Raw genomic sequence first — 25,274 nt, 5'->3', positions numbered from 1 at the left:
ACCCTGCTTGCGCAGGTGGATGACGCTCCCCACACCGGGACGGGTTTCAACCCGTCGGGCGTGGACACGGCAGACTCCACGCATGCGACCGGAGAAGAGCCGGGAGAACGTCGACCGTCGCTCCCCCACCGCGTTCCTGGCGCTGCTCGCGGTGTTCTCGGTGCCGTTCTGGGTCCTCGGCGGATCCCGGCTGGACCTCCCCGTCGCCCTCCCGGTCGGCGCCCTGATGGCCGTCTGCCCGCTCGCGGCCGCGGTGGTCCTGCTCGTCCGCGAGGGCACCTGGGGCGATGTCCGCCGGCTGCTGCGCAGCTGCGTCGACCCGCGCGGCGTGCGCCCGCGCGCGCTGTTCCTCCCGCTGTTCCTGTTGCTGCCCGCCGTCACCGCGCTGGCGGGCCTGATCGGGTGGCTCGCCGGACGGCCCCAGCCCGTCCCGGACGCCGCGTACCTGCTCGTGGCCGTGCCGACCACCGCCGCCCTCGGCTTCGTCGGCGCGGTCTGCGAGGAGGCGGGGTGGACCGGCTACCTGCAGGGCGCGCTGCAGCGCGGTCGGGGCGCCCTCGGTGCCGCCGTCGTGGTGGGGGTCGTCTGGGCGACCTGGCACCTGCCGGGCTGGTACCTGCAGCTGGGCCACGACGGCGCGTGGACCGCGGGCATGTGGGTCGCGACGGTGGCGCTGCGGGTCCTGATCGTGTGGCTCTGGCTGCGCTCGGGCGGGAGCGTCTTCGCCGCGGTGCTCGTGCACCTGATGACCAACGTCTGCGCCCTGCCGTTCCCCGCGCAGTTCGACCCGGTGATCGTCGCGCCGCTGCTCGCGGTCGCGGCGCTGGTCGTCGTGCCCGACCTCAGGCGGGCGGAGCGCCTCAGCCGCCGAACGCCAGCTGACCCACGGTGTAGATGACGAGCCCGGCGAGCGACCCGACCACCGTGCCGTTGATGCGGATGAACTGCAGGTCCCGGCCCACCTGCAGTTCGACCTTGCGGGAGGTCTCCTCGGCGTCCCAGCGCTCGACGGTGTCGGTGATCAGCGTGGTGATCTCGCCGCGGTAGTGGCGCACCACGTAGCCGGCGGCGTCGGCGAGCCAGCCGTCGACCTTGGCGCGCAGCTCGGCGTCGGTGGCGAGCCGGGTACCGAGCGCCACGAGGCCGTCGCGCACGCGGGTGCGCAGGGCGCTGGACGGGTCGGCCGCCGCGTCGAGGATCAGCCCCTTCACCGTGCCCCACGCCTGCCCGATGAACCGCTGGACGTCCGGGTGGGCGACGATCTGGTGCTTGATCCGCTCGGCGCGCTGGATGGTCTCCTCGTCGGTCTGCAGGTCGGCGGCGAACTCGGCGAGGAACTTGTCGACGGCCTTGCGCAGCGGGTGCTCCGGGTCGGTCTTCACCGCCCAGGCGAAGTTCTGCACCTCGAGGAAGACGCGGTCGGCGATGAGGTCGTCGACGAACCGCGGCGACCAGGCCGGGGCCCGGTCGTGAACGATCCGCAGCACCGTGTCGTGGTTGGCGGTGACCCAGTCGTAGGCGCGGTCGCAGATCAGGTCGACCATGCGGTGGTGGGCGCCGTCGGCGAGCACGCCCTGCAGCACCTTGCCCAGCGGCGGCCCGACGGGGCGCTCCATCAGCTTGCGGACCAGTACCTGCTCGATGACCTCCTGCACCGCGTCGTCGCGCAGGACGGTGACCACGCCGCGCGCCGCGGTGGCGAGCTCGGCGGTGACGCGGTCGGCGTTGGCCTCCTGCCCGATCCAGGCGCCGACGCGCGAGGAGACCTCGACGCGCGCGAGCTTGTCGCGCACGACGTCCTCACCGAGGAAGTTCTCGCCGACGAAGTCGCCCAGGTTCGCGCCGAGCGCGTCCTTCTTCGTGGGGATGATCGCCGTGTGCGGGATCGGCAGCCCGAGCGGGCGCCGGAACAGGGCGGTGACGGCGAACCAGTCCGCGAGCGCGCCGACCATGCCCGCCTCGGCCATCGCCCGGACGTAGCCGACCCAGGCGGGGGCCTCGTTGGCCTCCCACCACCGGGTCAGCAAGAAGATCAGCGTCGCGAGGAGGAGCAGCCCGGTGGCCAGCGCCTTCATCTTCCGCAGGTCCCGCGCCCGGGCGGTGGCGTCCATCCGGCCGAAGCCCAGCCCGACCTCGACGACGGGTCGCCGCGGCGCCACGTCCGCGCGGGGAGGCTGCGAGGTTTGCACGAACCAATAGTGCCTGGGCTTGGCTTTGGCCGGGGCCGGCGGTCCTCCGCTCGCCGGCCCCGGCCACGTTCGTGGTGCGGCCGCGCGTCGAGGGAGGAGTGCCCCCTCGGGCGCCGCACCACCGGCGCTTCCGGTGCCCCCGGCGCGGCCCGACGGGCTGCGTCAACGGGGGCGAACCGGTCGCCGGTACGGCGGTCCTCAGGCGGACCGCGTTCCCACCGCGAGCGCACCGGCGGGCCGCTGGGCGCCCGGGTGCGCGTTCCGGTCGGCACGCCACCGCAGCGCGTCGGCGGCGGCGTGGATGATCGTGTCGGCGTCCGGGATCCGGTAGCCGGTGAGCGACGGGGCAACCCGCCAGTGCACCCAGCCGTCCGGGACCTCGGACGGCGGCGCCAGCACCGCGGCGCCGCCGGTGTGCAGGACGACGCCCTCGACGTCGCGCAGCTCCGCGGGGAGCGTGGCGCCGGGGGCGACCGGGAACCACCAGGAGCCGGTGGGCGTGGCGGCGATCGGCACCACGGATCCGGTGCTGCGCAGGTGCGCGCAGACCTGGCGGCCGACGGCGGCCGGCACCTCGAAGACGTCCAGCGCGGTGCCGGTGACGAGCAGGAGGCTGGTGGGCGACGCCGCTACCACCGGCCAGCCGTGGTCATCGAACTCGTGCGCTGCCGCGCGGAGCTCCGCGCCGTAGACCGCGCGGTAGCTGTCCCAGCCCGACATCTGGATGACCTCCGTACTCGTCTTGCCGTGCTTCGTGCCGCATCTCTGTGAGGCACAACACCGAGCATGACGGGCCGGGAACGGGTAGTGGAGCGGGTAGCGACGATCGCACCGAGCGCCGAGACGAGCGGGAATCACCCCTGAGCGTGCACTCACTCACCGCCGGTGAACGGCGGGCGACCGGTTGACGTCCGGGGATCGACGGCCGGTGTTCGAACCGTCACCGAGACGAGAACCGGTCGTCGACGACCAGCGGCAGGGCCCGCGGCGCACCCCCGAAACGCGGAGGTGCCGGCGCCCCTGCGGGACGCCGGCACCTCCGGTCAGCTCGTGGTCGCTCAGATGGCGCGAACCGTGTCGGCCTGCGGACCCTTCGCGCCCTGGCTCGACTCGAACTCGACCCTCTGGTTCTCCTCGAGGGTGCGGAAACCATCCGACTGGATGGCCGAGTAGTGGACGAAGACGTCCGGACCGTTGTCGTCCGTGGCGATGAAGCCGAAGCCCTTCTCGGCGTTGAACCACTTGACGGTGCCCTGCGGCATACCTGTTCTCCATACGGTGTAGCGGACCCGGCCGGCTGTGTGCCGACCGGGCGGCTGCGCGGGGCCACCGCCGGACGAAGAGGTTGCCCCTCGAACGCCTGCGAAGCCCACCGTCACTCTCCACGGACGCTTCACAACGATCGAGGAAGACACGACTGCAACCGCCGCAAAACCTACCACGGCTCTGCTCCGAACGCGGGATCCCCGAGGGCGACGACTGCGCAAGGCCCTCCTGGGGTACCCGTCGTTGCCGTACCGTTATCCAAGCCGCACCGGACAAAGGGAGCCCCCATGACCGCTGCCGCGCCGCAACGGCCCTCCGTCGCCCCCCTCGTCGATGGCCGCAAGACCGCCACGGAGCAGGCGCTCGTCATCGCGTTCATGATCGTGCCGCTGCTCGCGCTGGCAACGGCGGTCCCCCTGGCCTGGGGCTGGGGCCTCACCTGGCTGGACGTGGGCCTCGCGGTCGTCTTCTACGTCCTCACCGGGCTCGGCGTCACCGTCGGGTTCCACCGGTACTTCACGCACGGGTCGTTCAAGGCGAAGCGGCCGCTGCGCATCGCGCTCGCGGTCATCGGCAGCACCGCGTTCCAGGGCGGGGTGATCGGGTGGGTCGCCGACCACCGCCGCCACCACGCCTTCTCCGACAAGGAGGGCGACCCGCACTCGCCGTGGCTGTTCGGCACCAGCGCGGTCGCGATGATCCGCGGCTTCTGGCACTCCCACATGGGCTGGATCCTCGGCCGCGATCGCACCAACGCCCGCCGTTTCGCCCCCGACCTGCTCGCCGACCGCGACATCGTGCTGGTCGACAAGCTCTTCCTTCCGCTCACCGCGGCCAGCCTCCTGGTCCCCGCGACGCTCGGCGGCCTGCTGTCGTGGTCGTGGTGGGGCGCGCTGACCGCCCTGTTCTGGGCCGGATTGGTCCGGGTGGGCGTGCTGCACCACGTCACGTGGTCGATCAACTCGATCTGCCACATGTTCGGCGACCGACCGTTCGCCGCCCGGGACCGCTCGGCGAACGTCTGGTGGCTCGCGGTGCTGTCGTTCGGCGAGTCGTGGCACAACCTCCACCACGCCGACCCCACCTGCGCGCGGCACGGCGTGAAGCGCGGCCAGGTGGACATCTCGGCGCGGGTCATCTGGCTCTTCGAGCGGCTCGGCTGGGTGCACTCGGTGCGGTGGCCGACCACCCGCCGGCTGCAGAAGCTCAGCCGCGACCCTGCGTGATCGCAGCGGCCGATTTCCTGCACTCCGTGTGACACCCGACCGGACGGTCAGCCCGCACCCCGTATCCCAGGCGAAAGTGTGATCGGACCGCTCGGCGTGTCGATCCTCCCGTGCGCGCCGCGTGCGGTGGCGGTACCGGTCGGTGGACGCAGAACCCGCACCGGCGACACCCGATCCGGGGCCGCCGGTCACCGAGCGTTCCCGGGCCGATCCGGGTCGAAGATCTTCCTCTGGTGTCACACCAGCCCCAGACGCATCATTCCGGGCGTTCTGTCCGTTCGATCTGGGGAGGCTCCGATGCGGAGTCGGAACGCAAGATCCCTGTCGATCGCCGCGCTGACCACCGCGGCGTTCGTCCTCGGCCTCGGGACCTCCACGGCCCAGGCCGCCGAGCCGGTACCGCCACCCGACGCTCCCGCCGCGATCTCGGTACCGGGGACGCCCGCGGCCGTGCTCAGCGGCGCTCAGACCGCGGCCGGGCCGGCGCAGCTCCCGCTCCCGCCGCTGCCCGAACCGCCGCTGCCGGCGCTGCCCGAGCCGCCGGTGCCCGTTCCCTCGCTGCCGACTCCCCCGCCGCTGCCGGAGCCGCCGCTTCCCGCGGTGCCGAGCCTCCCGCCGGTCCCGGAGCCCCCGGCCGCCGAGCCGGGTGCGCAGGGTCCGCTCCCGCAGCTGCCCGTGCCGGTGCCCACGCCTGCGCTCCCGGGTACCGGCGCGCTGCCGCTCGGTGGGGCGGCGCCCGCCGAGCTGCCCGCGGCGGGCTGACGGTCCGATCCTCCGGTGGGCGGGTGCGGGCGCGGCGGCGCTCGCACCCGCTCACGGCCGGTGGCGCGGGACGGGGCGGACGGCCCCGCTGGGGACGGCGTGCAGGCCCATGCGCACGGTGTTGCGGCCGGCCCGCTTCGCGGCGTACATGGCGGTGTCGGCCACCTCGAGCAGCTGGCCGAGGTCGGCGCCGTCGGTGGGGTACGAGGCCCCACCGATCGAGACGGTGAGGTTGTCGACGGCCACGGTGCCCCGCGCGCCGGGCACCTCGACCCTGATGTCGGCGATCCGGCTGCGGATGCGCTCGGCGACGGCGGCCGCGGCGACCCGCCCGTCCTCGGCGTCGGAGCCGGCCAGGAGCACGACGAACTCCTCCCCGCCGAACCGCCCCACGAGGTCGTCGTCGCGCACCTCGTCGCGGACGGCCTCGGCGACGGCGGCGAGGACCTGGTCGCCGACGAGGTGGCCGTACCGGTCGTTGACCGCCTTGAAGTGGTCGAGGTCGAGGACGAGCAGCCCGGCCCGGCCCCCGGTGCGTTCGGCCCTGCGCAGCGCGCGGACCGCCCGCACGTGCCAGGCGGCGGCGTTGAGCAGGCCGGTCTTGCCGTCGACGCTCGCGGCCTCCTCGAGCTGCCGCACGAGGACGGTGCGGTGCAGGACGATCAGCGGGGGCAGCACGAGCACGGCGTAGGCGGGCCCGAGCGCCCCCATCGCCCCCGCGGCGAGCGCGCCCATGGACAGGGTGGCGAACTCGAGCACGGCCTCGTCGGTGCGGGTGAGGACCTGCAGGAACGTGGTGAGGTCGCGGTTGGGGCCGCTCAGCACGATGGCGGCGACGACCAGCACCATGTTGACGGCCGCGTAGGCCAGCACCGCGAGCAGGACGGCCGCGAGGCCGGGCAGGCTCGTGAACAGCTCGTCGCGCTCGACGAGGCCGGTGACGGCCGATGCGGCCTGCACGGCGAGCACGACCGTGGCGGTGCTGTAGATGGCGCGGTGCGGCGGCACCCCACCCCGCCAGACCCGGGCGTAGAGGTGCCCGTAGATGCCGAGCACGACGACGCTGGCGGCCGCCCCGGGCAGCAGCGCGGCGGCGGCGAACGTCCACACCGAGCTCAGGTCGATGTGGGGGGTCTCGTCGGACTGGTGCCGCATCCGTTCGACGCCGAGCGACGCCTCGGTGCTGAGGACGCCCGCCCCGACGAGGACGGCCGTGAACAGGGCCCAGTTGTCGGGGAGCTGGTCGACGGCGAACGGGATCGAGGCGGCCAGGGTGCCGACCGCGAGGAGCTCGACGACGAGGAGCACGGCGAGCACCGGGACCGGGAGGGTCCAGACGGTCCACCGAGCTACCCCGCGTCGCGGCACTCGCAACCCCCTGAAACCTTCCATCGGGCCGTCATCGCGGCCGGCTCGTCCCCCATCCGGGCGGATGGTAGCCGGACGGCGACCCTACGTCATCGGTCGATTGACGTGCACCACTCGCCGGGTGGCGAAACGGTCGCCCGGACCGGGGAGCGGGGCGCCACCGCGGTGGGGATCCGTGGCGCACGTCCGGCGCTCAGGCGAGCCTAACCGAGCGAGTGCGCCCGCACCTGAGCTGTGACGCCGGTCATACGCCGGCGGGCCGCGGGGTGGCGTCCGGTTGCCGCACGGCCACCTTCATGCAGCCAGACGGCATGGAGGTGGCCTCATCTGCGACGGGGGTCGGGCGGCCGGGCCAACGCTCGGCCCGACTCCACCTGCCGAGGGCGCCGCGCATCGTCCGGGCCGCCCCTACGGGCAGGCATCGCCGGGCAGGCCGGGGCCCGCCCGCCCGGGCGCGGCGCCCCCAGCAGGCCGTCACACGCGTGCGGGCCCGCCTCAAGACGGGCGCCGGTGGGCCTGCTGTCGGAATGGCACGGCGTGGGGCAGGGCCGGAGGCGGTGCCAGTGACATGCGTAACCAGGATGGGTGGCCAGGGGCGGGGTCGAACCGCCGACCTACCGCTTTTCAGGCGGTCGCTCGTACCAACTGAGCTACCTGGCCGAGACCGGTGCTGATCACCGGGGACTGAAGCGACCCAGACGGGACTCGAACCCGCGACCTTCGCCGTGACAGGGCGACGCGCTAACCAACTGCGCCACTGGGCCTTGCATGTTCAGTTGTACCGCTACTCGTACCGTACCCCCAACGGGATTCGAACCCGCGCTGCCGCCTTGAAAGGGCGGAGTCCTAGGCCGCTAGACGATGGGGGCTTGGACCGAGGTCCCCGCCCGCAACGGCTGTCCGTTGGGAGCGGGACCAGCATAGGACAAGCCTGCCACGTCCCCGTAGCCGGGGGGTGCACCACCCGCCCGGAGCGCTCCGACCTGCACCGGAGCCGCCCCGGGCGGTCGGGTGCTCAGCGGGTGACGGGCGGCGGGAGATCCGGGTTCGCCGAGATCAGCCCGAGCATGTCGAGCAGCTGACGGAGGTCCTCCGAGTCGGAGGAGTTGCGGGCGACCACCAGCCGGGCGCGGTGCAGCTGTTCTTCGGAGACGCGGTAGGCGTCGGCCGCAGTGCGCTGGTTGGGGATCGAACCGCTCGATGTGAACCGGTCCCCCTCGAGCTCCGTACGTGTGCTCCCGATGGTCATCGACGCCTCCCCGTGCGGTCGCCAGCTCTCCCCGACCGAACCGGGGGCGCGCCTCCTGCGGACCGCGCCGTCCACCGGAAACCGGTTGCAATCACCCGTCCCGGGTACCCCACCCCGGACCGGAACGCCCCGCAGCCACCCCCGTGGCCGTGACCGGCACGTTACCTAACTGGAGCCGTTCGGTGCACCCCTCTTAGCGGGTGAGCGTCCAGATCTCGGGATCACGGAGCGCGAGAGCGGGCCGCGTAGGCTGCCGCGCATGCCGCCCTCCGAACGGCCTCGCTCCCGCCACCGCGCACCCGCGCCGGTCCGCCGGGGCTCCGAGCCGGAGCCTCCGGAGCCGGACCGCGAGCTCGACTCCTACCTGGCCGCGTTGAGCGGCGCGGGTGAGGAGAACCCGACCGAGTTCACGGGCCGGTTCGGGTCCGCGCAGGTGTTCCAGCTGCGGCTGCCCGCGCTGCGGATCGAGCAGCTGCGCCGGATCGCCGCGGAGAAGGGCGTCTCGCCCGGCGCGCTCGCGGTGGAGTGGGTGATCGAGCGGCTCGACCGCGAGGACACGCCGACCGGCCCCCTCCCCGCGGTCGGGGACGACGACCAGGACAAGCGCCGGTTCCTGCCGCGGTTCGGTCGCCGCTGAGCGCCCTCAGCGGTTGGCGACCAGCACGCGGGCGGGCGGGTCGCCGACCAGGCACGGGCTGCCGGTGAACGCTCGCGCGTCCACGGCCTCGGCGAGCGCCCGGTAGCCGGCCGCGGACAGGTGCAGCCCGTCGCCCGCGTCGAACGCGGGCGCGAGCCGGTCGGGATCCGCGGGGTCGGCCACGGCGGCGGCGAAGTCGAAGATCCCGTCGGCGTACCCGGGTCCGTGCTCGAGCACCCAGGCGTTGACGGCCCGGCGTTCGGCGATCGCCTCCGGGGTGCCGTGCGGGCCGGCGGCCGACGGCGTCACCGTGGTGAGGAAGACGCGCTTGCCCGCGGCCCTGGCGTGCTCGGCGAACCGCTGCAGCCCCGCGATGATGTCCGCCGCGGTGCGACCGGCGGCGATGTCGTTCGTGCCGATGTGCAGCACGACGTCGGTGGCGCCACCCGCGGCGGCGACGTCGCGGCCGAACCGCGCGAGCGGGACGTCGCCGTGCTGCGGCCCGTCGTCGGCGAGGAGCCGGTTACCGGAGATCCCCGCGCCGAGCACCGCCATCGTGGTGGTGCCGCCCTCGTCGCGCAGCCGGGCGCCGAGGACGTCCGGCCAGCTCTCACCGGGCGCGGCGCCCATCCCGTCGGTGATCGAGTCGCCGACGGCGACGAGCGCGTTCACCGGGCGCGGCACCTGCACGTCGACGCCGGTGAGCACGACCGACGACGCGAGCGGCGCGGTGAAGTCGCCCGCGCCGCCGAACGTGGCGTCGCCGGGCCCGGACAGGTAGGCGGTCTGCAGCACCTGGTGCTGGGTGAGCACCCGCGGCACCGCGGGCAGGAACAGGCTGACCGCGAGCGGGCCGCCCGCCTCGGCCACCAGCGGGACGGGGTCGCTGACGACCTCACCGCCCGGCGGGATCACCACGCTCTGCTGCCCGTCGAACGGGACCGGCTGCGCCGTCCCGAGGACGAGGCCGGCCGCCCCGTCGGAACGGGCGGCGGTGACCGAGCCGACCGCGAGCGGGGTCTCGCCGTAGGCGTTGGACAGCCGCAGCCGCACCTGCGAGCCGGTCACCTGCGGGTGCACGACCATCCGCACGGTGCCGCCGCCGAGGCCGGGCACGGCCGGGCCGGGCTGCGCCGCGGTCTGCCAGCCCGTGACCCAGGTGGGCCGGCAGGCCGAGGCCGCGGCCGTCCTGCCGGCGGGCCGGTACGGCTCGTCGATGGCGACCGCCAGGCCGATCGAGCCGGTGAGCGCCACCAGCACGGCGAGCGCGGACGGCAACCACCCGGCGCCCCACCTGCGTCCGAACCCGATCACCGTCTCCCCGCCTCCATCGCGTGCCGTGATTGCTCTGCTACGCAACGTGGAACGAGAAGGACACCCGTCGGGTAGTCGGCCATTCGGGTGGTGACGCTACGTTGCGCTATCCCGCGGCGGCGGAGCGTCCCCGATGCGGGGACCCCTCGCCACCCGGCCAGGTGGTGCCGGCCCAGCCCGTCGTCGGGCATGTGATCCGCGGCGCACACGGCTTACTGTCGCTGGCGAGTGTTCGTATGGCGAGGAGGCCGGCCGATGGGTGCGTACGAAGACGTCTTCCGGGCGAGCGTCGAGGACCCGGAGGGTTTCTGGTTGGAGGCGGCGCAGGCGATCGATTGGCACGTCGCGCCGACCCGCGCGCTGGACGCGAGCAACCCGCCCTTCTACCGGTGGTACCCCGACGGCGAGCTCAACGTCTGCCACAACGCGCTCGACCGGCACGTCGACGGGGGTCGGGGCGACCAGGCGGCGCTGATCTACGACTCGCCGGTCACGGGCACGCAGCGCACCTACACCTACGCGCAGCTGCGCGACGAGGTGGCGAGGTTCGCTGGGGTGCTCGCCGGCCTCGGCGTGGGCCGCGGCGACCGCGTGGTGATCTACATGCCGATGGTGGCCGAGGCCGCGATCGCGATGCTCGCCTGCGCGCGGATCGGCGCCGTGCACTCGGTGGTCTTCGGCGGCTTCGCCCCGAAGGAGCTCGCGGTGCGCATCGACGACGCCGAACCCGCGGTCATCGTCTCCGCGTCGTGCGGGATCGAGGGCAAGCGGGTCATCGAGTACAAGCCGCTGCTGGACAAGGCGGTGGAGATCGCCGAGCACACCCCGCGCAAGCGGGTGATCCTGCAGCGGCCGCAGGCCGAGGCCGCGATGGGGCCCGACGACGTCGACTGGGCCGAGGCGATGGCGTCCGCCGAGCCGGTGGACTGCGTGCCGCTCAAGGCCACCGACCCGCTCTACGTCCTCTACACCTCCGGCACCACCGGGAAGCCGAAGGGCGTGGTGCGCGACGGCGGCGGCTACGCGGTCGCGCTGCGCTGGACGATGCCCAACGTGTACGCCGTCGACGCGGGCGAGACGATGTTCACCGCCTCCGACGTCGGGTGGGTCGTCGGGCACTCCTACATCGTCTACGGGCCGCTGCTCACCGGCGCCACCACCGTGCTCTACGAGGGCAAACCGGTCGGCACGCCGGACGCGGGCCAGTTCTGGCGGGTGGTCTCCGAGCACGGCGTGAAGAGCCTCTTCACCGCGCCCACCGCGTTCCGGGCGATCAAGAAGGAGGACCCGGACGGCGAGCACACGCGCAAGTACGACATCTCGTCGCTGCAGTACCTCTTCCTCGCGGGGGAGCGCCTGGACCCGGAGACGCAGCGCTGGGCGTCCGACCTGTTGGGCATCCCGGTGATCGACCACTGGTGGCAGACCGAGACCGGCTGGCCGATCGTCGCCAACCCGGCGGGCATCGAGCTGCTGCCGATCAAGCCGGGCTCGCCCACCAAGCCGCTGCCGGGGTGGGACGTGCAGGTGCTCGAGCCCTCCGGCGCACCGGCGGCCCCCGGCACCGACGGCGCGATCGTCGTCAAGCTGCCGATGCCGCCCGGCTCGCTGCCGACCCTGTGGAACGACGACGAGCGGTTCGTGGCCTCCTACCTGTCGGCCTACGACGGCTACTACCTCACCGGCGACGGCGGGCACATCGACGAGGACGGCTACGTCTACGTCATGGGCCGCACCGACGACGTCATCAACGTCGCCGGGCACCGCCTGTCCACCGGCGGGATGGAGGAGGTGCTCTCCTCCCACCCCGACGTCGCCGAGTGCGCCGTGATCGGCGTGTCCGACCCGTTGAAGGGCCAGGTCCCGCGCGGCTTCGTCGTGCTCAAGGCGGGCGTCGAGCGCGACGAGGACGAGCTGCGGGCCGAGCTCGTGCAGCTGGTGCGCGACCAGGTCGGCGCCGTGGCGAGCCTCAAGGACGTGGCCGTCGTGCCGGCGCTGCCGAAGACCCGCTCCGGCAAGATCCTGCGCAAGACGATGCGCGGGATCGCCGACGGCCTCGACGAGCCGGTGCCCAGCACCATCGACGACCCGTCGGTCCTCGACGCGCTCCGCCCGGTGCTGCGTCGCGAGTAGCCGACGGCACCGTTCGGCGTGCCCGCGGCGGCGAGATGGAGCAATTCGTAGTCGCGCGGTAACGGATAGTGGTGCGGCGGAGACAACCCCGGCAGGCCGACGCTCCCCCACGGCGGCCGCTCCCCGTTCCACACCGAGAGGACCCCAGCTCTCATGGCCGTTCCCCGACGCACCCGGCTGTCCATGCTCGCCGCCGCGGCCAGCGGCGCGCTCGTCGTGACCATGGCGGGCACCGCGCTCGCCGCCGACCGCCCCGACGACCCGGGCTGCTCCGAGCCCGGGCTCGCCGAGGTCCGCTCGGAGCTCCTCGACGACGCGTGCGCGGCGTTCGTCACCGCCCGTGCCGTGGCGGCCGACGCCACCCTCGGGACCACACCCGCGGCCGCGCAGGACGACGACCCCGACGACGACCCCGACGAGGAGGCCGAAGACAGCGGGGACGACGACGGCGCAGACGACGACGCAGACGACGACGGCGACCGCGACGAGGGCGACGGCGACGCCGGCAGCGGCGGCAACGAGATCCGGGCCGGCGGAACCGGCCGCGACCGGGACTGCCGCGACTTCGCCTCCCAGGCCGACGCCCAGGCTGCGCTCGAGGCGAGCCCCGGCGATCCGGAGCGGCTCGACGCCGACGACGACGGCATCGCCTGCGAGAACCACTTCGGCACCGAGGGCCGTCAGGTCGCGGTCCACCCGAAGGGCGGGGTGGCCACCGGCGGCACTCCGCGGCCGTGACCGGGCCGGCGCTGCGCGCCGTGCTCGCCGGGGCCGCCGCGGTGCTCACCGCGGGGCTCACGGCGTGCGGCGCGCCGGAGGCCGCGACACCGGCCGGGGCGCCGGCGGCGGCCCCGGCCGCGCCGGTGGAGCGCATCCCGCCGCCCGCCACCGTGCCGGAGACCACCCCGGTCGAGCTCGGCGTCCCCTCCATCGGTGTGCGCACCGGTCCGCTGCTCGAGCTCGGCATCGACGCGGCGGGCGCACTCGAGGTGCCCCCGGACGCCGCGACCGCCGGCTGGTTCTCCCTCGCCCCCACCCCCGGCTCCCCCGGCCCAGCCGTCATCGCGGGGCACGTCGACTTCGAGGGCGCGCCCGGTGTCTTCCAGCGGCTCGACGAGCTGCAGCCGGGCGACGAGGTCACCGTCACCCGCGCCGACGGCTCGACCGCGGTGTTCTCCACCTACCTGGTGGAGCGCTACCCGAAGGACCGGTTCCCGACCGAGCGCGTCTACGGCGACACCTCGGGCGCCGAGCTGAGGCTCATCACCTGCGGCGGCGCCTTCGACGCCGGCTCGGGCCACTACCGGGACAACGTCGTGGCGTACGCGCGGCTGGTGAGGCTCGCCTGACTACCGGCCGCCGGGGCAGCGGTTGCACGATGGGGCGATGAAGGTCGTCGTCGACTTCGATCTGTGCGAGTCCAACGCCGTGTGCATGGGCATCGTCCCCGAGGTGTTCGAGGTGCGGGAGGACGATTTCCTCTACATCCTCGACGAGAACCCGCCCGAGGAGCTCCGCCCGCGGCTGGAGCAGGCCGTGGCCTCGTGCCCGCGGGCGGCCATCAAGCTCGTCGAGGACGAGGACGACAGCTAGCCGGCACCGGAACCCACCCCGGACCCGCGTTCTTCCGGCCCGCGCCGCCGCGGACCGCGCACCGCCGCCGTGGCGTGCGCCGAGCCCGCGGCGGCCGCTGCTGACCCCGTGGGCGGACCCGCGGCCGCCACGCACCCGGCCCCGCGACTCGTGCGCACCGAGACCGCGACTCGCGGGCACCCACGCCGCGACTCGCGCGTGCCCGGGCCGCGGCTCGCGATTGGGTGGTTGTCGAGCCGCCCGCGAGCGCCGAGGATCTGGAGCCGCACCCCGCGCAAGGAGGCGAGATGACCGCCGTCTGGCACACCCCACTCACCCCGCTGGCGTTCCTGCAGCGCTCGGCCGAGGTCTTCCCGGACAAGACCGCGATCGTCTACGGCGAGCGCAGGCACTCGTACGCGCAGTTCGCAGCGGAGGTCACGCGCGTGGCACACGCCCTGCGCGGCTCCGGGATCGGCCCGGGCGACCGGGTGGCGTACCTGCTGCCCAACGTGCCCGAGATGCTGGTCGCGCACTTCGCCGTGCCGCTCGCCGGCGCCGTGCTCGTCGCGATCAACACGCGGCTCGCCACCGAGGAGGTGCGCTACATCCTCGACCACTCCGGGGCGAAGCTGCTGGTCGTCGACGCGGCGCTCTACCCGACCGTCGCGCCGCTCGCCCGCAACCTCAAGACCGTCGACGAGATCATCACGATCGTCGACCCGGCCCAGCCGGGCGACGGCACCGGCAGCGGCATCACCTACGACGACCTGCTCGCCAGGGGCAGCGACGAGCCGCTCGCCTGGGAGGTCGGGGACGAGAACGCCTGCATCTCGATCAACTACACGTCGGGCACGACGGGCCGGCCGAAGGGCGTGATGTACTCGCACCGCGGGGCCTACCTGAACTCCTTCGGCGAGATCGTCCACTCCGGCCACACGTTCGACAGCGTCTACCTCTGGACGCTGCCGATGTTCCACTGCAACGGCTGGTGCACGCCGTGGGCCGTCACCGCGGTCGGCGGCACCCACGTGTGCCTGCGCGAGGTGCGCGGCGACGTGATCTGGAACCTCATCCGCGAGCACGGCGTCACGCACCTGAACGGCGCCCCGACGGTCGTCACCACGATCCTGCGCGCCCCCGAGGCGAGCGAGCTCGACCGGCCGATCACGATCACGACCGCGGGCGCCCCGCCCAGCCCCACCACCATCGGGCACGCCGAGCGGATGGGCTTCCGGATCGTGCACGTCTACGGGCTCACCGAGACCTACGGGCCGTACTCGGTGAACCAGTACCAGCGCGCGTGGGACGACCTGTCCACCGAGGAGCGGGCGAAGAAGCAGGCCCGCCAGGGCGTCGGGATGCTGTGCGCGGACAGGCTCCGCGTGGTCGACGAGCGGATGAACGACGTCCCGGCCGACGGCACCACGATGGGCGAGGTCGTGATGCGGGGCAACAACGTGATGCTCGGCTACTTCGAGGACCCCGCCGCCACCGAGAAGGCGTTCTCGGGCGGCTGGTTCCACTCGGGCGACCTGGGCGTCATGCACCCCGACGGTTACGTCGAGCTGCGCGACCGCGCCAAGGACGTGATCATCTCCGGCGGGGAGAACATCTCGACGATCGAGGTCGAGCAGGCGATCGTGTCCCACCCGGCGGTGCTCGAGGCCGCGGTCATCGGCATCCCGGACGAGCGGTGGGGCGAGCGCCCGAAGGCGTTCGTCGTGCTGGCCGACGGGCAGACCGCCACGCCCGAGGAGCTGATCGAGCACGTGAAGAACCGCATCGCGCGGTTCAAGGCGCCGAAGGTCGTCGAGCTGGTCGACCGGTTGCCCAAGACGTCCACGGGCAAGGTGCAGAAGTTCGAGCTGCGCGAGAAGGAGTGGTCGGGACACGCGTCCCGCATCCGCGGCTGAGCGCGACTCACCCGCACCCGGCCCGCGACTCGCCGACACGCAGAACGCGACTCGCCGACGCACTCGGCGAGTCGCGTTCTGGATGTGCGTGCGTCGCGGGCTGGGTGCGCGCTCACACCGGCCCGGACCGCCCAAGCGCTTAGCATTGCTCATATGGCTCGTCCGCTGCGAGCGGCGATCGGCGCCGTCACCACCACGACGGCGTCCGTCCTGCCGGTCTTCCTGACCGGCGCGCTGACGGTGCAGATCTCGGCCGAGCTGGGGTTCGACCCCGCGGGCCTCGGCCTGGTGGTCGCCCTCTACTTCGGCATCAGCGCGGTGGCGTCGCTGCCGTGCGGCTGGCTGGTCGAGCGGTACGGCTCCGGGGTCACCAGCCGCGTCGCGGTGCTCGGCACCGCGTGCGCGATGTCGGCGATCGCGGCGTTCGCCCGCTCCTACCCGGCGTTGGTGACGATGCTGCTGTGCTGCGCGTGGTGCAACGTGCTGGGCCAGCTCTCGTCGAACCTGACCCTCGCCCGGCACGTGCCCGCCACCCGGCTCGGCCTGTCGTTCGGGATCAAACAGGCCGCGATCCCGATCGCGACGCTGCTGTCGGGCGCGGCCGTGCCCGCCGTCGCGCTGACGATCGGCTGGCGGTGGGCGTACGTGATCGGGGCGGCGCTCGCGCTCGGCGCGCTGTTGCTGGCCCCGCGCGGGGCGGACGGCCGGGAGCGCGGCTCCGCCGCGGCGGGCGAGCGCGCGACGGGTGCGCTCAGCGTGATCGGCCTGGCCGCCGGGCTCGGTGCGGGTGCAGCCACGGCCCTGGGCATCTTCCTGGTGGCGGCGGCCGTCGACCGCGGCATCGACCCGGGCCTCGCCGGGCTGACGCTGACCATGGGCAGCGTGGTCGGCCTCACGCTGCGGCTGGTCAACGGCTGGCTCGCCGACCGCAGGTCGGGCGGGCACATCGCGGTCGTCGCCGGGAGCCTCATGCTCGGCGCGGCGGGGTTGGTCCTGCTCGCGGTGCCCGCCCCGGCCGCGCTCGTGATCGGCACGGTGCTGGGCTTCGGGCTGGGCTGGTCGTGGCCGGGACTGCTGCAGTTCGCGGTGGTGCGGCTGCACCCGTCGGCGCCCGCGGCGGCGACGTCGATCGTCCAGGTCGGCGTGTACGGCGGCGGGTTCGCCGGGCCGATCGCGTTCGGGTTCATCGCCGCGCGCGCGTCGTTCCCGGTGGCGTGGCTCGCGGCCGCGGCGGCGATGCTGCTGGCCGGCGTCCTGATGGTGCTCGGCAGGCGGATGCTGATCGCCCACCGGGAGGGCGCCGAGCAGCTCGCGACGCGTTAGCCCCCGAGCCAGCCCTCGAGCCCCGCGAGCAGCAGGCGGAGCGTGTGCTCGGCCGACTCGGCGCAGATCTCGCCCGGCTCGCCGTCGAGGTCGAGGCGCTGCACGCTGGTGCGGGAGCCGTCGTCGACGGCCACGAACACGGTGCCCGGCTCCTGACCGTCCTGCGCCGACGGCCCGCCCGAGCCGGTCACGGCGACGGCGAGGTCCGCCGAGAGCAGCCGGCGCACTCCCGCCGCCATCGCCTCGGCCGCCTCCGGGCTCACGACGGGCCCGTCGGGGACGTCGAGCACGTCGTGCTTGACCTCGCTCGAGTAGGCCACGAGCGAGCCGCGGAACCACTCGCTCGCCGCCTCGGCCGCGGCGAGCGCCGTGGCCACCATCCCCCCGGTCAGCGACTCGGCGACGGCGACGGTGACGCCGCGGCGCCGCGCCGCCTTCGAGATCTCGTCCGCAAGCCGGTCCCGGGCCTCGTTCTGCACCCGCGTCCCGTACCCGCGGGCGCGACCGATCATTCGGCCAGCCGCTGCATCAGGGCGATGGCGTCGTACGGCGCGTGCACCTTGACGTCGTTGTCGAAGTAGACGAAGACGTCGCGGCCCCCGGGCGCCTCGTCCGCCGGCGGCGCCACCGTGAACTCGCCGGTCGGGGCGCGCCCGTCCCGCCACGCCCGCACCTTCGCCGCCCACGCATCGAGCGCCTCCGCGGTGTAGCCGCTGGTGTAGAGCTCGGTGTCGCCGTGCAGGCGGACGTAGACGAAGTCGGCGGTCACGTCCTCCAGGTGCGGCCACGTGCCTGCGGTGTCGGCGACCACGAGCGCGACGCCCTGCTCGCGCAGCAGCTCGACGAACTCGGGGCGGCAGAACGTCGGGTGCCGCACCTCGAGGGCGTGCCGCAGCGGCCGGTCGTCGTCGACCTCGAGGTGCACCCTGCCGTCGAGCCGCTCGTCGTGGTGGGCGGCGAGCTCGGCGGCGGCCGCCGTGCTGCGCGGCAGCATGGCGAGGAACGGCTCGAGGCGCGCCGGGTCGAACGGCATGCGCGGCGGCAGCTGCCACAGCACCGGGCCCAGCTTCCGGCCCAGCGCGAGCACCCCGGAGGCGAAGAAGTTGGCGAGCGGCGTCGCCACCTCGCGCAGCTGCTTGAGGTGGGTGATGAACCTCCCACCCTTCACGGAGAAGACGAAGTCGTCGGGCGTCTGGGCGGCCCAGGCGCGGTAGGACTCGGGCCGCTGCAGCGAGTAGAAGGAACCGTTGATCTCGATGCTGCTGACCCGCCGCGACAGGTACTGCAGCTCACGGCGCTGCGCGAGGCCCCGGGGGTAGAACGTGCCGCGCCACGGCGGGTACCGCCAGCCCGAGGTTCCGACCCAAACCCCTGCCACCCGCGCGAGCATTCCAGGGCCGGGGCAGGATGGCCGGGTGGACACCGGCGCAGTGATCGTGACGGGGGCGGCGGGCGCGCTGGGGCACGCCGTGGTGGCGGAGTTCCGCGCCGCGGGCCGCCCCGTGGTGGCGCTGGCCCGGCCCGGCGAACGGCTGGACGCGCTCGGCAGACGGGACGGCGTGCACGCCGTCCCCGTCGACCTCGCCGACCGCGCCGCGGTGCAGGCCGCGTTCGCCGAGGTGGACGCGCTGCCCGTCGAACCGGACGCGCTCGTCGCGCTCGCGGGCGGGTTCGCACCCGGCTCCCTCGCCGAGATCGACGAGGAGCGGATGGAGGCGCTGTGGCACTCCAACTTCTCCACCGCGCTGTGGGCGGCCCAGGCGGCGGCGCCGCGGATCGCGGCGCGGGGCGGCGGCGCGATCGTGACGGTCGGGTCGCGCACCGCCGTGAGCGGCCCCGCCACGATCGCACACGCCACCAGCAAGGCCGCGGTCGTGCGGCTCACCACGGTGCTGGCTGAACAGCTGCGCGCCGGCCGCATCCGCGTCAACGCGGTGCTGCCCTCGACGATCGACACGCCCGCCAACCGCGAGTGGATGACCCCGAAGCAGATCGAGCGCGCGGTCGCGCCGGAGGCGATCGCGAAGGTCATCGCGTTCCTCTGCAGCCCGGACGCCGCCCCGATCAGCGGCGCCGCGATCCCGGTGTACGGCGATGCCTGAGCTGCGGACGGCCGTCGGTGCCGTGCTCGACTGGCCGGTGGGCCACGCCGCCGCCGCGGTGGTCGACCCGTCCGGGGTGCTCGCCACCGCGGGCGAGACGGAGCGGGAGTTCGCGCTCGCATCGGTGACGAAGCCGCTCGCCGCCTACGCGGTGCTCGTCGCCGTCGAGGAGGGCGCGGTGGAGTGGGACACGCCCGCGGGCCCCGAGGGCTCGACGGTCCGCCACCTCGCCGCGCACGCCTCCGGGCTGTCGTACTCCGACGGCGTCGTGCAGGCGAAGCCGGGCACGCGGCGGATCTACTCGAACGTCGGGTTCGAGGTGCTGGGCGAGACGATCGCCGAGGCCGCCGGGATGCCGTTCGCGCAGTACCTGCACGAGGCCGTGCTCGCCCCGCTCGGCATGGCGAACACGCGGCTCGAGGGCTCCCCCGCCGCCGGCGGGGTGTCGACGGCCGCGGACCTCGCCCGGTTCGCCGCCGAGCTGCTCTCCCCCACCCTCGTGCACCGCGAGACCCTCGACGAGGCCACCACGGTCGCCTTCCCCGGCCTCGACGGCGTCCTGCCCGGCTTCGGCCGACAGACGCCCAACGACTGGGGCCTCGGCTTCGAGATCCGGGACGGCAAGTCGCCCCACTGGACCGGCGCGAACAGCTCACCGCGCACCTTCGGCCACTTCGGCCAGTCCGGCACGTTCCTGTGGGTGGACCCCGACGTGCGGACCGCGTGCGTGGTGCTGACCGACCGCGACTTCGGCCGCTGGGCGGTCGAGGCGTGGCCCCGCTACACCGACGGGGTCCTCGCCGCCCTCCGGGACGGGTGACGATGATCACGCCGGGTAGGACCCCGGCTCGACGGGGGTGGCCGGGAATCATCCGCGGCGGTCGCCCGTTGTAGAGCGTGTCCGGGCCGGGCGACCTGTGTCCCCGGGTCTCACATATCAAGAGCCTTCACGGAATACCGTTCGGCTGGAGCCGTGTTGCGCCATGCGCCGCGAGGCGACCAGCGCTCGGTCCGGACACCCCTCACGAGCTGGGAACAGATCCCGGCTCGGGATGGTTGGAAGAAGCGTCCGACGCCGGGCGACCCGAGTCCCCGGGTCCCACCCTTTCGCCGCCCCGCGGGGCGTGCCGCGCGCCGTGAGGCGACCGGCGCCCGGCTCGGACGACTTCCATCCCCTCGACCTGCCGCGTCCGGCGTATCCCGCCGCCGTTGATGCGGCTGCCCGGGCGGCGCTGCCCCCGACAGCGCCGCCCCCACTCTTGACAATCATTGTCATCTGTAGTGCAGTGCCCGTCCGTGGCCTGCCGATGGCTCTCCGTGCTCGTCGTACCCCTGGTCCTCGCCGCGTGCGGCACACCGGACGCCCCACCGCGGGAAGACGCCGTCGTCCGGGTGGTCACCCCGTACACGGTCCGCAGCCTCGACCCGATCGCGCAGGGCCTGTGGTCACCCGAGTGGGGCTACGGCGAGCTGCTCATGCGCGCCACCGAGGACGGCCGCGTCGAGCCGTGGCTGCTGGAGTCGCTCGAGCCGGAGTCGCCGACGTCCTGGCTGCTGCGCCTGCGCCCCGGCGTCCGCTTCGCCAACGGCAACCCGCTGACCGCCGAGGCGCTCGCCGCGGTCCTCCACCGCCACCTCGCGGAGAACGCGCTCGTCCGCGACGCGCTCGGCGGCGGCGAGGTGCGGGTGGTCGACGAGCGCACGGTGCAGCTCACCACCCCGAGGCCGGTCGGGAACCTCCCCCACCTGCTCGCCGACGAGCAGGGCGTGTCGGTCTTCGACCCCACCGCCTCGGAACCCGCGGGCGACATCTACACCGGCCCGTTCCGGGTGCGCAGCCTCACCGCCGACGAGCTGGTGCTCGAGCGCAACCCGGAGTACTGGGGCGGCGAGGTCCGCCTCGACGGCGCCCGCGTCCGGTTCGTGCCGGACCCGCAGGCCCGCGTGCTCGCCGTGCGCAGCGGGGAGGCCGACATCGCGCTCTACCCGCCCACCGAGGCGCTCGCCCGGTTCGCCGACGGCGGCGGGCCGTCCGTGGCCGTCGCCGCCCAGCCGCTGCAGCACCTGCGCGCGATCCCCAACCTGCGCAAGGCCCCGATGGACGACCTCGCCGTCCGGCGCGCGTTCGCGCTCGGCGTCGACTACCGCGGGCTCGCCGAGGACGTCCTCGGCGTCCCCTACCGGACGCCCACCGGCCTGTTCCCCGACGTCGTCGACTACGCGCTGCCCACGCAGCGCACCGATCCGGCCGAGGCCGCCCGCCTGCTCGACGCCGCGGGCTGGGCCCCCGGCCCGGACGGCGTCCGGGAGCGCGACGGCGTGCGCCTCGCCATCACGGTGCTGACCTACGGATCCCAGCCCGATACCCGCACCGTCGCCGTCGCGCTCCAGTCCCAGCTGCGCCCGCTGGGGTTCGACGTGGCGATCGCAAGCGTCGACGACAACTACGCGGCCATGCGCGACCCGGCCGGGTGGGACGTCGGGCTGAGCTTCGACGGAACCCTCGGCTACACCTACGACCCGATCGGCCCGCTGCGGTCGTTCCTCACCACGGGCGCGCAACGCAACTTCGGCGGTGTGGCCGACCCCGAGCTGGACACGCTCGTCGCCCAGCTCGAGGCCAGCCCGGACGAGGCGGCGCGCCGACCCCTGCTCGAGCGGGCGCAGCAGATCATCGCGGCCAACGCCTACGTCGTGATCGTCGCCCAGCGCGCGTCGCCCGCGATCGTCGGCGAGACCTTCGCGGGCTACCGGCCGTCGTCGGTCCTCCACCACCTCGGTGCGCGGACCTAGCCGCCGCATCGCGCAGGCCGCGGTCACGCTCGTCGGGGCGGCGGTCCTCGTGTGGTCGCTGCAGCTGCTCGCCCCCGGGGACCCGGCCCGCCGCGTGCTCGTCGCGAACGGCGTGGGCAACCCCACCCCCACCCAGGTCGCCGCCCTGCGCGCCGAGCTCGGGCTGGACGAGCCCGCCCCGGTGCGCCTCGGGCGGTGGCTGCTCGCCGCGGCGACGGGCGACCTCGGCCGGTCGTGGCGCAGCGGCGCCCCGGTCGCCGCCGAGCTCGCCGACCGGCTCCCGGCCACGCTGCGGCTCGCCGCCGTCGCGCTGGGGTTCGCACTGCTGCTCGCGGTGCCGCTCGCGCTCATCGCGCAGCACCGCCGCGCCGACCTCGCCGCGCGCGGGCTGGTGTTCCTCGGCGCCGCGGTGCCCAGCTTCGTGGTCGGCACCCTGCTGCTGGAGGTCGTCGTGGTGCGGCTCGGCATCGGGCGGGTGCTCGCCGACGGCTCGTGGGGCGGGGCGGTGCTGCCCGCCGTCCCGCTCGCGCTCGCCGCGGCCGCCGTGTGGGCGCGGGTGCTGCGGGCCGCGATGCTGGAGGTCCGGGCGCGGCGGCACGTCCAGGTGGCGCGGGCGCGCGGCGCGGGGCGGCTGCGGGTGCTGCTCGTGCACGTCCTGCCCGGGGCGAGCCCGCCGCTGTTCACCGCGATCGGGATGACGGTCGGCTCGCTGCTCGCGGGCGCCGCCGTCGTCGAGACGATCTTCACGTGGCCGGGCGTCGGCCCGTACCTGGTCGAGGCGATCGTCGCGCGGGACGTCCCGGTGGTGCAGGGCACCGTGCTGCTCGGCGTGCTGGCCTACGTCGTCGCGAACACGCTCGCCGACCTCGCCGCGGCCGCCGTCGACCCGGGCAGGGCCCGATGAGCAGGCGCGCCGAGCTGTGGACGGGGGCGGCGGTGCTCGTCCTCCTCGCCGTGGCCGCGCTCGCCGTCCCGCTGCTCGGCCCGGACCCGGACGCCACCGACTACGCGAACCGGCTGGCCGCGCCGAGCCCGTCCCACCCGCTCGGCACCGACCAGGCCGGGCGGGACGTGCTGGCGCGGGCCGCGGCCGGGGTGCCCACCTCGCTCGGCGCCGCGGTCGTCGTCACGGCCGTCTCGGCCGCGGTCGGCCTCCTCGTGGGGGTGACCGCCGCCGTGGCGGGCGGGTGGGTCGACACCGTGCTCTCCCGCGTCGTCGACGTCGTCCTCGCCGTCCCCCAGCTCGTGCTCGCGCTCGCCGTCGTGGGCGTGCTCGGCCCCGGCCTGACCAACCTCGTCGTCGCGATGGCCCTCGCCGGGTGGGCCCCGCTCGCCCGCTACGCCCGCACCTTCGCCGCCGGCCTGCTGCACCGGCCCTACGTCGTGGCGGCCGAGCTCGCCGGGGTGGCGCGCCCGGTCGCCGCGCTGCGCCACGTCGTGCCCGCGACGGCGGGTGGCGTCGCCGCGGTGGCCACGCTCGGCCTCGGCGAGGTGGTGCTGGGTCTGGCCGGTCTGTCGTTCCTCGGGCTGGGCGTCGCGCCGCCCACGGCGGAGTGGGGGCAGATGGTGGCCGAGAGCACCACGGTCGCCGGGCAGGCGCCGTGGCTGGTGGTCGTGCCCGGCGCGCTGATCGTGCTCAGCGTGGCGGGCGCGTCGCTGCTCGGCGACGCGCTCGCCCGGGAGGCCCCGTGAGGCTCGCCGTCGAGCGCCTCTCGGTGCGCTACGGGAACGTCACCGCCCTGCGCGAGGTGGACCTGACCGTCGCCGACGGCGAGGTCGTCGCGCTGATCGGGGAGTCCGGCTCGGGCAAGAGCACGCTGCTCGACGCGGTGCTCGGGGTGCTGCCGGCGTCGGCGGCGGTGTCCGGGACGATCCGGCCCGACCGCCTGCGGCGCGGCGTCGAGGTCGGCTACGTCGCACAGGACCCGTTCGGCTCGTGCGACCCGGTGTGGCCGGTCGGGCACCACGTCGCCGAGGCCTGGCGGGCGCACGGGCAGCGCCCGCCGCGCGGGCACATCGCCCGGCGGCTCGCCGCGCTCGGCGTCGCGCCCGGCGCGCTGCGCCGCAGGCCGCACACCTGGTCGGGCGGGATGCTGCAGCGAGCCGACCTCGTCGCGGCGACCGCGCACGCGCCCCCGCTGCTGCTCGCCGACGAACCCACCTCCGCCCTCGACGCGGACGCCGCCGAGGCCGCGATGACCACCCTCGTCCGCAGCGCCCGCTCGGTGCTCGTCGCCGGCCACGACCTCGCCCTGCTGACCCGCCACGCCGACGAGGTGCACGTGCTGGAGCGCGGCCGGGTGGTCGAGCGGGTCCGGGTCGACCGCGGCGGGGTGGCGGCACTGGCCGCGCGGGCGAGCCACCCGCACACCCGCGAGCTGCTCGCCGCGCTCCCGGGCGCCGCCGCCCGGTTGCCGCACGGCCACCATGCTGCGACCCGGGGCGCCCCCGTGGCGGCCCTGGAGCGGGTCACGCTGGCCCACCCGGGCAGCGGGCCCGTGCTCGTCGACGTGGACCTCCAGGTGCGGGCGGGCGAGGTGCTCGGCGTCCACGGACCGTCCGGTGGCGGGAAGACCACGCTGCTGCGGGCGCTCGCCGGGCTGCACCGACCCGCGTCGGGCACGGTCCGGCTCGGCGGCGTCGACGTTTGGAGCGGCAGGCGGCCGCGCAGGCCGCGGCCCGGGTTCGTGATGCCGATCTTCCAGGACGTGGCGGCGAGCCTCGACCCGCGCTGGCCGGCCTGGCGGTCGGTGGCGGAGGCGGGTGCGACGAGGGCCGAGGTCGAGCGGCTGTTCGCCGCCGTCGGCCTGGACCACCGTCACCTCGGCGCGCGCCCCCACCAGCTCTCGGGTGGACAGCGCCAGCGGGTCGCGATCGCCAGGGCGCTGGCCGGCAGGGCGGAGCTGATCGTCGCCGACGAGCCGACCGCCGCGCTCGACCCCACCGTCGCGGCGGGCGTCTCCCGACTGCTGCGGGAGGTCGCCGACCGCGGGTGCGCCGTGGTGGTCGCAAGCCACGACCGGGCGCGCGTGAACTCCTACGCCGACCGCGTGGTTCGACTCGCTGAACTGGGAATACGTGACGGGAGGAGCGAGTTGTAGGAACCGAGTCCCACCAACAGCAAGGGCGGCGATCGCCATGAAGGGCGACCGGGTAGAGATCGTCATCGACGCCGGCAGCGGCACCACGCGCACCTACGAGATCGAGGCCACGCGCGCGGGCAGGAAGGTGGTCGTCACGCACGGGCGCGGTGTGGTCGAGGTCAGCGAGATCACCCGGGGCGGCACCACCGTGCGCACGGCCCGGTTCCTCGCCAACCGCGTGCTGGCGCTGGTGGAGCACCCCGCCACCGACAACCCGGTCGCGGACGAGCTCGTCCCCGCCCTACGCTCGGTCTGACCCCCGACCCAGGCAGACTTCCGCA

Annotated in this window: 25 protein-coding genes and 3 tRNA genes; 17 read left to right on the top strand and 11 right to left on the bottom strand. The window is 74.6% G+C overall.

Annotated features, from left to right (window positions below):
* Positions 1-82: 82 nt before the first annotated feature.
* Positions 83-898: a CPBP family intramembrane glutamic endopeptidase gene (locus tag VKZ81_RS17580; protein WP_324242662.1), complete on the top strand. Its 816-nt coding sequence runs from the start codon at positions 83-85 to the stop codon at positions 896-898.
* On the opposite strand, the gene VKZ81_RS17575 is transcribed toward VKZ81_RS17580, so the two are convergent.
* From VKZ81_RS17575 to VKZ81_RS17565, 3 genes are all read right to left on the bottom strand, one after another.
* Positions 861-2,111 (bottom strand): DUF445 domain-containing protein, encoded by a 1,251-nt coding sequence (locus tag VKZ81_RS17575; RefSeq protein ID WP_324242690.1) that lies wholly within the window; start codon positions 2,109-2,111, stop codon positions 861-863. The genes VKZ81_RS17580 and VKZ81_RS17575 overlap by 38 nt on opposite strands.
* A 276-nt stretch (positions 2,112-2,387) precedes the next feature.
* Positions 2,388-2,909, bottom strand: coding sequence for a hypothetical protein (locus VKZ81_RS17570; protein WP_414709399.1), 522 nt, complete (start codon positions 2,907-2,909; stop codon positions 2,388-2,390).
* A gap of 338 nt (positions 2,910-3,247) precedes the next feature.
* The gene (locus VKZ81_RS17565; RefSeq protein WP_324242660.1) at positions 3,248-3,451 is read right to left on the bottom strand and encodes a cold-shock protein; all 204 of its coding nucleotides are present in this window, start codon (positions 3,449-3,451) and stop codon (positions 3,248-3,250) included.
* A 291-nt stretch (positions 3,452-3,742) separates the two neighbouring features.
* Here VKZ81_RS17565 and VKZ81_RS17560 point away from each other — a divergent pair, with 291 nt between their 5' ends.
* Both VKZ81_RS17560 and VKZ81_RS17555 read left to right on the top strand, forming a co-directional pair.
* On the top strand, positions 3,743-4,681 hold the full coding sequence (locus VKZ81_RS17560; protein ID WP_324242659.1) for an acyl-CoA desaturase: 939 nt from the start codon (positions 3,743-3,745) through the stop codon (positions 4,679-4,681).
* 297 nt (positions 4,682-4,978) lie between these two features.
* Complete coding sequence (locus VKZ81_RS17555; protein ID WP_324242658.1) at positions 4,979-5,443, top strand: hypothetical protein; 465 nt, start codon at positions 4,979-4,981, stop codon at positions 5,441-5,443.
* A gap of 51 nt (positions 5,444-5,494) precedes the next feature.
* On the opposite strand, the gene VKZ81_RS17550 is transcribed toward VKZ81_RS17555, so the two are convergent.
* From VKZ81_RS17550 to VKZ81_RS17530, 5 genes are all read right to left on the bottom strand, one after another.
* Positions 5,495-6,760, bottom strand: coding sequence for a GGDEF domain-containing protein (locus VKZ81_RS17550; protein WP_324242657.1), 1,266 nt, complete (start codon positions 6,758-6,760; stop codon positions 5,495-5,497).
* A 637-nt stretch (positions 6,761-7,397) separates the two neighbouring features.
* Positions 7,398-7,471, bottom strand: a tRNA-Phe gene (locus VKZ81_RS17545).
* Between the two features lie 30 nt (positions 7,472-7,501).
* Positions 7,502-7,575: transfer RNA gene (locus VKZ81_RS17540), tRNA-Asp, on the bottom strand.
* 32 nt (positions 7,576-7,607) lie between these two features.
* A tRNA-Glu gene (locus VKZ81_RS17535) sits at positions 7,608-7,680 on the bottom strand.
* Positions 7,681-7,826: 146 nt separating this feature from the next.
* A complete protein-coding gene (locus VKZ81_RS17530; RefSeq protein WP_324242656.1) occupies positions 7,827-8,060 on the bottom strand; it encodes a hypothetical protein in 234 nt (77 codons plus the stop codon).
* A gap of 259 nt (positions 8,061-8,319) precedes the next feature.
* Here VKZ81_RS17530 and VKZ81_RS17525 point away from each other — a divergent pair, with 259 nt between their 5' ends.
* The gene (locus VKZ81_RS17525; RefSeq protein ID WP_324242655.1) at positions 8,320-8,697 is read left to right on the top strand and encodes an aldo-keto reductase family protein; all 378 of its coding nucleotides are present in this window, start codon (positions 8,320-8,322) and stop codon (positions 8,695-8,697) included.
* A 6-nt stretch (positions 8,698-8,703) separates the two neighbouring features.
* Here VKZ81_RS17525 and VKZ81_RS17520 read toward each other — a convergent pair whose 3' ends face one another.
* Positions 8,704-10,011 (bottom strand): GDSL-type esterase/lipase family protein, encoded by a 1,308-nt coding sequence (locus VKZ81_RS17520; protein ID WP_324242654.1) that lies wholly within the window; start codon positions 10,009-10,011, stop codon positions 8,704-8,706.
* Between the two features lie 255 nt (positions 10,012-10,266).
* On the opposite strand from VKZ81_RS17520, the gene VKZ81_RS17515 reads away from it, so the two are divergent.
* The 6 genes from VKZ81_RS17515 to VKZ81_RS17490 all read left to right on the top strand — a co-directional run bounded on the left by VKZ81_RS17515 (position 10,267) and on the right by VKZ81_RS17490 (position 16,955).
* Positions 10,267-12,144: a propionyl-CoA synthetase gene (locus tag VKZ81_RS17515; RefSeq protein WP_324242653.1), complete on the top strand. Its 1,878-nt coding sequence runs from the start codon at positions 10,267-10,269 to the stop codon at positions 12,142-12,144.
* A gap of 153 nt (positions 12,145-12,297) precedes the next feature.
* Positions 12,298-12,882, top strand: a complete 585-nt coding sequence (locus VKZ81_RS17510; protein ID WP_324242652.1) for an excalibur calcium-binding domain-containing protein — start codon at positions 12,298-12,300, stop codon at positions 12,880-12,882.
* Positions 12,879-13,493: a class F sortase gene (locus VKZ81_RS17505; protein ID WP_324242651.1), complete on the top strand. Its 615-nt coding sequence runs from the start codon at positions 12,879-12,881 to the stop codon at positions 13,491-13,493. The genes VKZ81_RS17510 and VKZ81_RS17505 overlap by 4 nt, the downstream gene beginning before the upstream one ends.
* A gap of 37 nt (positions 13,494-13,530) precedes the next feature.
* Positions 13,531-13,737, top strand: a complete 207-nt coding sequence (locus tag VKZ81_RS17500; protein WP_324242650.1) for a ferredoxin — start codon at positions 13,531-13,533, stop codon at positions 13,735-13,737.
* A gap of 287 nt (positions 13,738-14,024) precedes the next feature.
* Complete coding sequence (locus tag VKZ81_RS17495; RefSeq protein WP_324242649.1) at positions 14,025-15,632, top strand: acyl--CoA ligase family protein; 1,608 nt, start codon at positions 14,025-14,027, stop codon at positions 15,630-15,632.
* A gap of 153 nt (positions 15,633-15,785) precedes the next feature.
* Positions 15,786-16,955 carry an MFS transporter gene (locus VKZ81_RS17490; RefSeq protein WP_324242648.1) on the top strand — a complete coding sequence of 390 codons (1,170 nt, stop codon included), beginning with the start codon at positions 15,786-15,788 and terminating at the stop codon, positions 16,953-16,955.
* On the opposite strand, the gene VKZ81_RS17485 is transcribed toward VKZ81_RS17490, so the two are convergent.
* Both VKZ81_RS17485 and VKZ81_RS17480 read right to left on the bottom strand, forming a co-directional pair.
* Complete coding sequence (locus tag VKZ81_RS17485) at positions 16,952-17,434, bottom strand: CinA family protein (RefSeq protein WP_324242647.1); 483 nt, start codon at positions 17,432-17,434, stop codon at positions 16,952-16,954. The two genes, VKZ81_RS17490 and VKZ81_RS17485, sit on opposite strands and share 4 nt — an antisense overlap.
* A 29-nt stretch (positions 17,435-17,463) precedes the next feature.
* A complete protein-coding gene (locus VKZ81_RS17480) occupies positions 17,464-18,345 on the bottom strand; it encodes a DUF72 domain-containing protein (RefSeq protein ID WP_324242689.1) in 882 nt (293 codons plus the stop codon).
* A 25-nt stretch (positions 18,346-18,370) separates the two neighbouring features.
* Between VKZ81_RS17480 and VKZ81_RS17475 the strand changes: the two genes are divergently transcribed.
* The 7 genes from VKZ81_RS17475 (at position 18,371) to VKZ81_RS17445 (ending at position 25,249) form a co-directional block, all read left to right on the top strand.
* Complete coding sequence (locus VKZ81_RS17475) at positions 18,371-19,057, top strand: SDR family NAD(P)-dependent oxidoreductase (RefSeq protein WP_324242646.1); 687 nt, start codon at positions 18,371-18,373, stop codon at positions 19,055-19,057.
* Positions 19,050-19,877, top strand: a complete 828-nt coding sequence (locus tag VKZ81_RS17470) for a serine hydrolase domain-containing protein (protein WP_324242645.1) — start codon at positions 19,050-19,052, stop codon at positions 19,875-19,877. The genes VKZ81_RS17475 and VKZ81_RS17470 overlap by 8 nt, the downstream gene beginning before the upstream one ends.
* 497 nt (positions 19,878-20,374) lie before the next feature.
* A complete protein-coding gene (locus tag VKZ81_RS17465; RefSeq protein ID WP_324242644.1) occupies positions 20,375-21,850 on the top strand; it encodes an ABC transporter substrate-binding protein in 1,476 nt (491 codons plus the stop codon).
* Positions 21,837-22,754: an ABC transporter permease gene (locus VKZ81_RS17460; RefSeq protein WP_324242643.1), complete on the top strand. Its 918-nt coding sequence runs from the start codon at positions 21,837-21,839 to the stop codon at positions 22,752-22,754. The genes VKZ81_RS17465 and VKZ81_RS17460 overlap by 14 nt, the downstream gene beginning before the upstream one ends.
* A complete protein-coding gene (locus VKZ81_RS17455; RefSeq protein ID WP_324242642.1) occupies positions 22,751-23,542 on the top strand; it encodes an ABC transporter permease in 792 nt (263 codons plus the stop codon). The genes VKZ81_RS17460 and VKZ81_RS17455 overlap by 4 nt, the downstream gene beginning before the upstream one ends.
* Positions 23,539-24,951 (top strand): ABC transporter ATP-binding protein, encoded by a 1,413-nt coding sequence (locus tag VKZ81_RS17450; protein ID WP_324242641.1) that lies wholly within the window; start codon positions 23,539-23,541, stop codon positions 24,949-24,951. The genes VKZ81_RS17455 and VKZ81_RS17450 overlap by 4 nt, the downstream gene beginning before the upstream one ends.
* Positions 24,952-24,988: 37 nt before the next feature.
* Positions 24,989-25,249: a DUF8836 family protein gene (locus VKZ81_RS17445; RefSeq protein ID WP_324242640.1), complete on the top strand. Its 261-nt coding sequence runs from the start codon at positions 24,989-24,991 to the stop codon at positions 25,247-25,249.
* Positions 25,250-25,274: the final 25 nt, after the last annotated feature.

Source organism: Pseudonocardia sp., from assembly GCF_035305885.1.
GTDB lineage: Bacteria > Actinomycetota > Actinomycetes > Mycobacteriales > Pseudonocardiaceae > Pseudonocardia.
Note: the sequence above shows the minus strand (reverse complement) of the source record. Positions and strands in the feature narration are given on the sequence as shown.

Bases quoted from the DNA above. Each gene is read 5' to 3' on its own strand.
- VKZ81_RS17575 (WP_324242690.1), bottom strand. From the start codon at position 2,111: ATGGACGCCACCGCCCGGGCGCGGGACCTGCGGAAGATGAAGGCGCTG.
- VKZ81_RS17495 (WP_324242649.1), top strand. From the start codon at position 14,025: ATGACCGCCGTCTGGCACACCCCACTCACCCCGCTGGCGTTCCTGCAG.
- VKZ81_RS17515 (WP_324242653.1), top strand. From the start codon at position 10,267: ATGGGTGCGTACGAAGACGTCTTCCGGGCGAGCGTCGAGGACCCGGAG.
- VKZ81_RS17565 (WP_324242660.1), bottom strand. From the start codon at position 3,451: ATGCCGCAGGGCACCGTCAAGTGGTTCAACGCCGAGAAGGGCTTCGGC.
- VKZ81_RS17525 (WP_324242655.1), top strand. From the start codon at position 8,320: ATGCCGCCCTCCGAACGGCCTCGCTCCCGCCACCGCGCACCCGCGCCG.
- VKZ81_RS17510 (WP_324242652.1), top strand. From the start codon at position 12,298: ATGGCCGTTCCCCGACGCACCCGGCTGTCCATGCTCGCCGCCGCGGCC.
- VKZ81_RS17555 (WP_324242658.1), top strand. From the start codon at position 4,979: ATGCGGAGTCGGAACGCAAGATCCCTGTCGATCGCCGCGCTGACCACC.
- VKZ81_RS17560 (WP_324242659.1), top strand. From the start codon at position 3,743: ATGACCGCTGCCGCGCCGCAACGGCCCTCCGTCGCCCCCCTCGTCGAT.
- VKZ81_RS17480 (WP_324242689.1), bottom strand. From the start codon at position 18,345: ATGCTCGCGCGGGTGGCAGGGGTTTGGGTCGGAACCTCGGGCTGGCGG.
- VKZ81_RS17530 (WP_324242656.1), bottom strand. From the start codon at position 8,060: ATGACCATCGGGAGCACACGTACGGAGCTCGAGGGGGACCGGTTCACA.
- VKZ81_RS17580 (WP_324242662.1), top strand. From the start codon at position 83: ATGCGACCGGAGAAGAGCCGGGAGAACGTCGACCGTCGCTCCCCCACC.
- VKZ81_RS17490 (WP_324242648.1), top strand. From the start codon at position 15,786: ATGGCTCGTCCGCTGCGAGCGGCGATCGGCGCCGTCACCACCACGACG.
- VKZ81_RS17470 (WP_324242645.1), top strand. From the start codon at position 19,050: ATGCCTGAGCTGCGGACGGCCGTCGGTGCCGTGCTCGACTGGCCGGTG.
- VKZ81_RS17500 (WP_324242650.1), top strand. From the start codon at position 13,531: ATGAAGGTCGTCGTCGACTTCGATCTGTGCGAGTCCAACGCCGTGTGC.
- VKZ81_RS17445 (WP_324242640.1), top strand. From the start codon at position 24,989: ATGAAGGGCGACCGGGTAGAGATCGTCATCGACGCCGGCAGCGGCACC.
- VKZ81_RS17455 (WP_324242642.1), top strand. From the start codon at position 22,751: ATGAGCAGGCGCGCCGAGCTGTGGACGGGGGCGGCGGTGCTCGTCCTC.
- VKZ81_RS17570 (WP_414709399.1), bottom strand. From the start codon at position 2,909: ATGTCGGGCTGGGACAGCTACCGCGCGGTCTACGGCGCGGAGCTCCGC.